Annotated in this window: 1 protein-coding gene; it reads left to right on the top strand. The window is 54.6% G+C overall.

Annotated elements, in window-relative coordinates:
• Positions 1-607 (top strand): IS630 family transposase (locus L1075_RS15660; protein ID WP_246942765.1); only part of this gene is annotated, 607 nt, incomplete at its 5' end.
• Positions 608-612 lie beyond the last annotated feature (5 nt).

Genomic DNA, 612 nt, shown 5'->3' with positions numbered 1-612 from the left:
CAAGCGTATTCGGCATTCACTGAAGGCACGGCGCGACGAAACGGATTTCCGCAACACTCAAGGCCTCCTCAAGGTGCTTCAGGAGCGGGAAGACCTGGGTGAGCACGAACTCTATTACTTCGATGAGTCGGGCTTTTCGCAGTCGTCACCGGTTCCATACGCGTGGAGTCCCATTGGGCAGCCCTTTGAGATGACCGCCTACTCCCATAGCCGAAGGTTGAACGTACTGGGGTTCCTCAGCCGAGCCGGGAAGCTGGTCTACCATACCTCCACGGAGCCAGTGACTACCGAGACAGTCATCGAAGCATTTGATCAATTTGTGGCCCAGAAAGACCCCGATACCTTCGCCATCGTGGTGCTCGACAATGCCAGTATGCATCGCTCCAAGGCCTTCAGAAGGAAGATTATGGAGTGGATGTCGCATCGTGTGCATCTGGTCTACCTATCGGCTTACTCGCCGGAGCTTAACCTGATAGAGATTCTGTGGCGGCAGATGAAGTACGCATGGCTACCGTTGAGTGCTTATCTCTCATTTGACCACCTCAGCAAGGAGGTCTGTCGCCTACTCGGCGGCTACGGGTCTGAGCGCACGATAAATTTTGAATAGCCACT

Source organism: Chromohalobacter beijerinckii (assembly GCF_023061185.1).
In the GTDB taxonomy this organism is placed as follows: Bacteria; Pseudomonadota; Gammaproteobacteria; order Pseudomonadales; family Halomonadaceae; genus Chromohalobacter; species Chromohalobacter beijerinckii.
This window is presented reverse-complemented; position numbering and strand designations above follow the sequence as displayed.